The sequence below is a fragment of the Mucilaginibacter sp. P4_G9 genome (assembly GCF_056400985.1).
Genome location: NZ_JBFUKF010000878.1, coordinates 1 through 805 on the forward strand (window position 1 = coordinate 1; position 805 = coordinate 805).

The 805-nt window shown below is 49.6% G+C and carries 1 protein-coding gene; it reads right to left on the reverse strand.

Translation table 11 applies throughout. From position 1 onward, the window contains the following. Positions 1 to 805: MutS N-terminal domain-containing protein (locus tag AC1DPZ_RS28315; protein ID WP_477409816.1), on the reverse strand; the 805-nt coding region annotated here is incomplete at both ends.

Consider the following 805-nt stretch of genomic DNA (forward strand, 5'->3'; position numbering starts at 1 on the left):
GTTTTCGCGCAGCTCTTCATGCTCAATCATGTACTCTACCACGCCCAAACGATCGTTGATAGGTTTAATCTCCTTTAGGGGCATCACTATCCAGCGGCGCAGCAGGCGGGCCCCCATGGGCGAACAGGTATGATCAAGTACATCAACCAGGGTAAGTGCATTATCATTGGTTGAGCCCACCAGCTCCAGGTTGCGTACGCTGAACCTATCCAGCCATAAATACCTGTCCTCTTCAATCCTGCCAATGGCGCTGATGTGCTGCAGGTTACGGTGCTCTGTTTCATTAAGGTAATGTATGGCCACCCCCGCGGCAATAATACCAAGGTTAAGCTTATCAATACCAAACCCTTTGAGAGATTTTACGCCGAAATGCTTCAATAGCGTTTCGGTAGCGTAATCGCCGCTGTAGGGCCATTCGTCCAGGGCGTAGGTATAAAACCGGTCACCATAGTTGTCCTTAAAATCGCGGGTGCGGCTTTTAGGGTAGATCACCTCCGATGGCGAAAAGCTTTGCAACAGCTTATCAATATAATCGCTGTTACCCTGCGCCGTGTGGAACTCACCTGTTGAAATATCTATAAGGGCTATGCCAATAGTATTTTTTTCAAAGTGCAGCGATGCCAGGTAGTTGTTACTCTTTTGGTTAAGTATATTATCGTTGGTAGCCACGCCGGGTGTCACCAGCTCGGTAACGCCGCGCTTAACAATGGTTTTGGTGGTTTTGGGATCTTCAAGCTGATCGCAGATGGCTACGCGCTGCCCGGCACGTACCAGCTTGGGCAGGTAGGTATCCAACGAATGATGC